The 7,502-nt window shown below is 44.4% G+C and carries 8 protein-coding genes; 2 read left to right on the top strand and 6 right to left on the bottom strand.

Going from position 1 to position 7,502, the window contains the following annotated elements; genetic code table 11:
• The first annotated feature begins 437 nt into the window (after window positions 1–437).
• On the top strand, window positions 438–1,811 hold the full coding sequence (locus J7K41_02875; protein MCD6549624.1) for a hypothetical protein: 1,374 nt from the start codon (window positions 438–440) through the stop codon (window positions 1,809–1,811).
• A gap of 11 nt (window positions 1,812–1,822) precedes the next feature.
• Here J7K41_02875 and J7K41_02870 read toward each other — a convergent pair whose 3' ends face one another.
• The 6 genes from J7K41_02870 to J7K41_02845 all read right to left on the bottom strand — a co-directional run bounded on the left by J7K41_02870 (window position 1,823) and on the right by J7K41_02845 (window position 6,331).
• Window positions 1,823–3,073 carry an ATP-binding protein gene (locus J7K41_02870; protein MCD6549623.1) on the bottom strand — a complete coding sequence of 417 codons (1,251 nt, stop codon included), beginning with the start codon at window positions 3,071–3,073 and terminating at the stop codon, window positions 1,823–1,825.
• A gap of 100 nt (window positions 3,074–3,173) precedes the next feature.
• Complete coding sequence (locus tag J7K41_02865) at window positions 3,174–3,734, bottom strand: phospholipase D family protein (protein MCD6549622.1); 561 nt, start codon at window positions 3,732–3,734, stop codon at window positions 3,174–3,176.
• Window positions 3,735–3,758: 24 nt separating this feature from the next.
• Window positions 3,759–4,013: a hypothetical protein gene (locus J7K41_02860; GenBank protein MCD6549621.1), complete on the bottom strand. Its 255-nt coding sequence runs from the start codon at window positions 4,011–4,013 to the stop codon at window positions 3,759–3,761.
• A 1-nt stretch (window position 4,014) separates the two neighbouring features.
• Window positions 4,015–4,344, bottom strand: a complete 330-nt coding sequence (locus tag J7K41_02855; protein ID MCD6549620.1) for a hypothetical protein — start codon at window positions 4,342–4,344, stop codon at window positions 4,015–4,017.
• A 16-nt stretch (window positions 4,345–4,360) separates the two neighbouring features.
• On the bottom strand, window positions 4,361–5,428 hold the full coding sequence (locus J7K41_02850; protein ID MCD6549619.1) for a polyprenyl synthetase family protein: 1,068 nt from the start codon (window positions 5,426–5,428) through the stop codon (window positions 4,361–4,363).
• 24 nt (window positions 5,429–5,452) lie between these two features.
• On the bottom strand, window positions 5,453–6,331 hold the full coding sequence (locus tag J7K41_02845) for a hypothetical protein (GenBank protein MCD6549618.1): 879 nt from the start codon (window positions 6,329–6,331) through the stop codon (window positions 5,453–5,455).
• Window positions 6,332–6,464: 133 nt separating this feature from the next.
• Between J7K41_02845 and J7K41_02840 the strand changes: the two genes are divergently transcribed.
• Window positions 6,465–7,436 carry a T9SS type A sorting domain-containing protein gene (locus J7K41_02840; protein MCD6549617.1) on the top strand — a complete coding sequence of 324 codons (972 nt, stop codon included), beginning with the start codon at window positions 6,465–6,467 and terminating at the stop codon, window positions 7,434–7,436.
• Window positions 7,437–7,502: the final 66 nt, after the last annotated feature.

The raw sequence follows: 7,502 nt of genomic DNA, 5'->3' as shown, positions 1-7,502 counted from the left end.
GTATCACGGCCGACAGTGTCAGTACGGCGCGCGGGCGTGCGCCCGCGCGTCCGAGCGTGTACAACCCGACAACGATACATACCACAACAGCCAACATAACCACAGCAACAACCTTCTCCAAACGCCGCATATCCATAATTCTGCACCTCTACATCTTGATAGACATTACCTCGATAGGTATTACACCTTTGTCAAGAATTTATTTGAGTAGATTTATAAAAGTTATCATATCTTCCAGAGGCATTGCGATCGCGAATAAATCGGACTCGATGTTGAAAATTAAATTTTATACCGAACTATCTACAGACCCAATCTTCTCATTCTCCTATCTGTTACCTACTTCCGAAAACAGTGGGAAATTCTGTAAACTTTACAGAGATGTTCTTCATCGGACGAGTATACGAAAGAATTATAAAAATAATCCGTCCGATACTATCATGGCAAGACACGCAAAACCCGGAATATGTTTGGTTTTGGTGTTATTCATTCTATCAGTGTTTGCCCGGTCCCTTTCTGCCGACGGAGGCGTAGTCGTCTATGACCCGGACATGTTAGGATGGGAACTTCACGGTATGAACCAACAATTCTCTGCAATCAATTACGAAAACGGGTTCGAAAACATGCTTTTGTACGTAGACATCGATGATTTGCACGGTGAAAAAGCGGTTTGGATTTTTCCCGTCCCTGCAAAACCCGAGGAAACAGAAATTGACGTGATCAAAGGATTTCCAAGGTTTCACGGATACGATGTTAAAAGCAGAGCTTACATGTCGATCGACGAAACCTTCTCCATGATGAGACTATCTCAGATTTATTGGTTACCGTTCGAGATAGCATTGTTTGGACATATGGGTGGAAGAACTGCCCTGCAAGAAGGTGAAGAAGGTGTTGGTAAAGGAGTTACGATCCACGAACACATAGAGAAGATGGGTCTGACAACCGAACTGGTCACGGCTGAAGACAAAAACGCATTCTACAATTATTTAGCAAGCAAGGATTTGGATTTACCGCCTGATTTAAAATCTGCATTAGAATACTACGACGGTAAAGAATACTCGTTTGTGGTGTCATGGATTTCGAATCCCGAAGAATTCGAACACGAATCAGCAACCGGAGAGGACTACGAGACACTCGAAGGCATCGGTGTTTTCATCAGGTTCCCGACAGATAAGATATACTTCCCGCTGAAACTGACGAGCGTTTACGGAAGCAGAAGAATACCCATTTTGATTTATGTGATAGGTTACGTTTCACCCGAACTTTATCCGGAGATAGAACGCAGAACCCAGACAACCTATTTTTACCAGGGCTACTATACCGTGCCGGACGATTTATCATCCTTCTTCAACGGTAAGACAACGGTCAGAGACTTGAGATATACGAAGATCAAGATAGACGTATCATCAAAACATCTGAGAGATGACCTCTGGATAAAGGATTCCGCCCCGACCCAGATAGTTTTAGCCGATTTTATAAACAGATATACATGGTTATGGGGCATAACACTTTTCATATTAAGCTCATGTTCGGCAAGCATGTTCGCTGGGATGATCGCTTTCATGAGTGACCAACCGTCCAAGAAACGGTTTGCGTTGTTCGGGTTATGGAACTTCTTAACTCTGATCGGATTTACGATTGCAGCACTCTTTCTTAAAACCGAAAAGATCGACCGAAAACTTAAGCACCGACTTAAATCTCAAGGGATCGTAGTACTGGACCGCAGAAAAGTTCTGTTCGTAATCTTATTCACAGTATTCTTCCTGATCATAACGATAGTTCTTCAGATCATTTTGCAACACTCCATCCTCTAGTCTTTTTTAAATCAGAACCTGTAACTGCCCAAGAATAAAGGAAGGGTTTCCCTGTCCAACGGATAACTCTTGACCCCTCTCGGTTTCTTCCAGTCCTTCGGTCCCCATTTTACTTCATAACCGTACAGACCGTTCTCTGATTTTATCACGATATCCAGTTCGCTCTTGCCTCTCCAGTAGTACGTCGGATACTTCCGTGAAAAATGGGCAGCCACAGTACCTTCCACCTTTGCCGGTGTATCCATTTCAGAAGATGAATATTCGGATAATACTCTGTAAAAGAAGGGATCGGTGGGATGTATCTTCTTGTTCTTTCTATGAACCACCTTACCGTCCAGTCCGATATACTCATACACGTCAACCAGATAGAGTTGGTTCAAGAACCTGATGTAGGAGTGAACTGTGTGAGGGCTTCTTATCGATGTATTCTTCGCTATGGATAACCAACTTATCGGTGTTCCCTTGGCTTCTATCACATATCTGATCACCTCTTTAAGATAGGTCTCGTTCATACCCATCCGTATCAGGTCACCGATCATCCAGTCCGTATACGTTCTCACGGTTTCTTGAGAAACCCTACCGGTACGATAATACTCATTTATGACTTTAAGTATTCCTCCAGTAGTCAGGTATCTAACGAACAATCGGTCTAACCGTTCCTTAAACGGTAGGTTCTCCAGATAAGAATCATCTTCAACCTGGAACTCCTTTACTCTCATTCCTTTGAAGAACAGTTTTACATAATCTGAAAACTGAAGTGGAAGATAGAGCAGGTCCTTACCCGCACCCCTTCTACCCGGGAACCTTTCCTTCTCTTTCAGTACCTCAAAGGAAGTCGAACCGGTTATTATAATGGTATCGTTTTTAACCTTGCCCAAATCGATGACGGATTTAACACTTCTGTACCATTCCTTAACAAAGGTTATTTCATCAAGTATTATTACACTCTTTTCAACCCCTTTGACAGCCCTCCAATCCAGATACTGCATAAGTAAGTCGTACAGTTCATCGTGGGTTGTCAGACGGTCGCATGAATAGTAAAAGATCGACTCCGGCCTGGTTCCCTTTTTAAGTAGGTCATGTATGAAGATCTTGAGGGCCGTGGTCTTGCCTATCTGTCTAGGTCCTACGAGGAAGTACAGACCGAACCTATCCGTCCGTATCTCGTCCAGAAAAGGCGGGATCCATCTGATCGGTTGTTTTAAGAACTCTTCGTATACATAATCCCGTTCACCCAACCACCACGGATTGTACTCTTCCATAATCTTTTATCTACCAAAACTTTTTAAATAGTTTGCAGTATGATTGCAAATGTATTTAAAAATAATTTGCATTGGCACTGCAAATACTTTTAAAAATACTTCATCCTGCGAGTTTCCAATCCTTCTCGAACATCGATTTATAACTCTCTATATCGCAACCGACGAGAACGATGTTTGCTTCCCTGTTTTTACTGAACCCGTGATAAGTAAAATTAGAACTTCCTATGAAAAGTATCCTACCATCTATGATTATCATCTTTGCATGGGTCCTCGGATAAACCTCCGGAGCCCATTTCACATCGACACCGTTCTCGGCAAAGGTGATAAAGGCATCCTTGTTCAGGTCAACTGTTTTGTCCAGGAGTATGCGAACGGTTACTCCGCGCCTGTGGGCGCGGAGTAACGCGTTCATTATATCTTCGTTAGTCATCAGATAACATTCCACGTACACGTACTCCGTAGCGTTATCTATGAGACCGACGATATACTCCGCATCTGCAGGTGTGATAACCGGGTAGTACGCACAACTGCCGTTCACAGGATAACCGTGGATGTCCGAACCCGTCCAAACAGCGGATATGCCCAAGGAAATACAGATGACAGATGTTACAAAGGCACCTACAAGCACGCCTACAAAGAACAGGAAAACCTTGTTATTCATACACGCGTTCACCGGACCTTCGACTTATCGGTAATCGTTACCCAACCTTGACTGAAGCTCTTTGTATAGCAAGTATCTGTTGAACGCGAACACCATGTACAGTTTAGGGTCTGACTTAAGTTTTTCGAAAAACTCGTCCATCTCTTTTTTCAATGAAAGCAGTTCATCGACAGACCGCGCCATTCTTATGTTTGCATCCATCAGTAACACCTTCTTTTTCACGTATTTGAACTCTTCACTTTTCACGATCTCCTCGATCTCATCGATGGAATCAAACATTCTACCCACCCTTATCAAAAACACGGTCCGCCAACCTTCTCTTTATTATGTACAACGCTTCTATAGATGTCTCGGCATTCATCAACTCTTTAACCCCCTCGTCACCTATATACTCGGTGAGCCTTCCAACCGAAACCTGATCGAGTTGATCACCCATCATCCTTTTTAACAACGTGGACAACTCATACTCTATCGGGAACTCGTTTTTATCGATGTTTTCGGAGAACAGGAACCGTTCAAACTCTCCGCCCATCTTTCGGAACAGCACCGCCTCTTTCTCATTCAACTGTTTTTTCTTTTTTTCATCCTCCCTACTCATCGTGATCGGCATGGTATCTCCTCTCTCATCATCTATCACGTTCAACGCAGAACAGGGCCAAACTGTGCAACATCTCCTTGTACTCGTTATCGGGCAACACCTGTTCGGCCTCTTCCCATGCCTCTGTAACGATCCTTCGGGCAACCTGTTTAGCATAATCAAAGGCGTTATACTTATTGAATATCTCAACAACCTTTCTCTTCTCTTCTATATCGGTTGTATGTTTGTTCAGTATATCTATCAACGTGTTCTTATCTTCCTCCGACCCATCCTCCATAACCTTTATCACCATCAACGTCCTCTTACCTTCAGTGATATCGTCACCGAACTCTTTACCCAACCCTTCCGCCTGGGTAAGGTTCATTATATCATCCTGGATCTGGAAGGCCACGCCTATCGTTTCACCCATCCTACCCAACTTTTCCACATCTTCTTCGGAGAGACCCGATGCTATACCTGCCCATTTACACGCAAGTCTCGGCAACACACCCGTTTTGTTAGCGCACATCTGAAGATATTCAGGCACGGTGATCCGTCTCGTATCCTTCATACCAGCATGCCATCCTATATCCGTAGCCTGACCGACATGTATCCTGATCAGTTCACTGTGTAACGTGTTCGACAACCGTCTGTAGGTTTCCGGGTCAGCATCGATATCATCTATGGCCTTGGTGGGCAGGAAATACATCAGCGAGGAAAGGTTGACCGCAACATCCTCACCGAAGATCAGATGGATAGCCTTTTTACCACGTCTTACAGTGGTTCTGTCTTCGATATCGTCGGCAACCAGAGAACCGTTATGTATAACCTCTATCGCGGCACCTAGATATTTGTACTTATCGTAATCACCGCCCAAACATCTCAACACCGTGAAAAACATCCACGGTCGCCATCGTTTGCCGCCCCTATCCAACAGGTCCCACAGAGGGTCGACGACCGTCTTCTGAAACGTTTCTGCATCGTACTTGTACAGAGGAGTGCCTAGCAACGTCTCCATGAACCTTTCGTCAACGCGTCTCGGGATGATGTCTTCGATAAGTTTATCTATGTTCTCCTTCTCGGCTTTAAGATAGTTAACAACGTCTTCGGCTCCCATAGGGGTATTAATCGTGCCCAATATTTATAAAATTGTCGACAACCACAGGACCGATGTTCCGACCAGCATACCAGAGGTCAGAAAAGGTAGTGCCGGAAGGATCTTACCTTTCCTACTGACGTAGGTCATCAACATCCATAGAGACACTGATGCAGAGAGAACCATCACGACAGGGCCGCACCATCCGAACGGATAATAGGAGGACACGGCAACCATCATCGGCACAACGACATCACCGGTGCCCAACTCGAGTCTCCTTTCCCTTCCGGGAACGTATCGTGCCTCGGTCTTCCGTTCTTCTCTGGTTTTCTTTTCCGGTCTTTTAGAGACGAGTGTAAAGGCAAGCTGTTTGGTACTGAACTCCTTAGCAAACGTGATCATGTGCCGCGTTTTGAAGACAGCGATGTAATCGTAGACGGAGAGAAGGATTGCGAACACTATGGACGGAAGGAAGTTCAAAGAGAACCCGAACACTGCACCGACACCGGCGGAAGACACGATCGCCGCAACATTCCTCAATTCGGGTTTGATCTGTTTACCTAATGCGAGAAGGAATGATGATGCCAAAGCCAACAGAACCGCATAATCTTCATTCAACACCATATAGAATAAAACAAAGAACACTATGTTGGATGCAAAGAATATGACGAAAAATTCCATCAACCGGTACAGCATTATCCCTCTGTAGAATTTCAGCAGAATAAGAAGGAGGAGCGAACCGACAAGCACATAGACCACGAACAGTAAAGAATTCAACGGATTGTTCTCACCCATCGGTTCAACCTTCATCTCCGAAAAAACCGGGCTGACGGCACTCATCTGGATAAGGTAGACACCGACGGATATGCCCAACACCTGTGCAAAGAGATACATCATCAACATCCGCAGTTTTGGGTCATCCAACAATCCATCCACCTCCTTACAAAAAGTAATAAACAATTCTTCCGTCCAGATTAAAAACATTTGTGAAGCAAAATTAACTAACCTATAAAAGTCAAAAGATAAGTTTAAATATGACAAAGTGTACAATTATAACATGAAAAAACATCTTAAAACACATAATAGAAGTGAAATATTCAACAAAGATAGAAAAAACAGAAGGAAGTTATCAGAAGTAATCAGGCGCGGGTTATCCGTTTTTCTCGGTCTCTCTGTATTGGTGTCAACCTCTTATGCTGAAGGCAGACCCCAACCGACGGTTGGAGAAAGGGAAAGGTCTAAGAAAAACGTACACCAAGAGTGGAGAAATGATTACGAATTTGAATACTACACTACAGTAACTAAGAGGGTAGCAGGTCCGGACACCTCATACGTGAGTACGAAGGAATGGGTATACGCTTACGGTGACGGTACAGAACCTCTTGAACCTGCAGAGGCAGGGTCGGACACGTTCGTGATTCCGGATGAATTGGTTGATGATTGTTTAGGGATGAAGTACTACGTAGTTAACTATGAATACGTAAAAATGGATTATGATGACGTCGTGGCATCAAGGGATACTGCATCTACCACGATGTTCGATATCTATGCTGACCAACCGGTGTACGAAGATTGGTATTTGGAGAATATCTTCTACCTTTCCCCAGAATACGACACCATTGCAACGTTGAGGGCGTTTGTCTCCTGTCTCGATAAAGACGGCTGGCCAAGAGCAAAGTATTTCGGTTTCGCGTATCCTGACGAGGGCGGGTTTTCGTGGTCTATAGTGTACGGTCGTTTCCAGAGACGTCCTGCGGAGATGGTAGACGAAACCACACCTGATGAGAGCGGGATCAAGGTCTATCCGAACCCAGCATCGGGGATGTTGTTCGTTGATGTGGGAAGAGAAACCGGAACGGTCATACTTTATGACATTACCGGACGTCGTGTGTTCGATATAACGGGAAACGGATTGTTAGCGCTTGACATCTCAACACTGAACTCCGGGACGTACTGGTTAGTTGTCGAAAAGGACGGAAAAAAAGAAACAAAAAAGGTTCAGGTATTAACAGGTTCTATCACAAGATAACACGGTCTCTCCTATCTTCTTTGAATGGCATGCGTTACCTCCAACCATATCTGCGGAAGACCTCGC

This window comes from Candidatus Micrarchaeota archaeon (assembly GCA_021163225.1).
Classification (GTDB): Archaea; Micrarchaeota; Micrarchaeia; order Anstonellales; family JAGGXE01; genus JAGGXE01.
The sequence above is the reverse complement of the archived record's forward strand: the minus strand, read 5'-3'. Positions and strand labels throughout refer to the sequence as shown.

Bases quoted from the DNA above. Each gene is read 5' to 3' on its own strand.
- J7K41_02875 (MCD6549624.1), top strand. From the start codon at position 438: ATGGCAAGACACGCAAAACCCGGAATATGTTTGGTTTTGGTGTTATTC.
- J7K41_02870 (MCD6549623.1), bottom strand. From the start codon at position 3,073: ATGGAAGAGTACAATCCGTGGTGGTTGGGTGAACGGGATTATGTATAC.
- J7K41_02865 (MCD6549622.1), bottom strand. From the start codon at position 3,734: ATGAATAACAAGGTTTTCCTGTTCTTTGTAGGCGTGCTTGTAGGTGCC.
- J7K41_02860 (MCD6549621.1), bottom strand. From the start codon at position 4,013: ATGTTTGATTCCATCGATGAGATCGAGGAGATCGTGAAAAGTGAAGAG.
- J7K41_02855 (MCD6549620.1), bottom strand. From the start codon at position 4,344: ATGCCGATCACGATGAGTAGGGAGGATGAAAAAAAGAAAAAACAGTTG.
- J7K41_02850 (MCD6549619.1), bottom strand. From the start codon at position 5,428: ATGGGAGCCGAAGACGTTGTTAACTATCTTAAAGCCGAGAAGGAGAAC.
- J7K41_02840 (MCD6549617.1), top strand. From the start codon at position 6,465: ATGAAAAAACATCTTAAAACACATAATAGAAGTGAAATATTCAACAAA.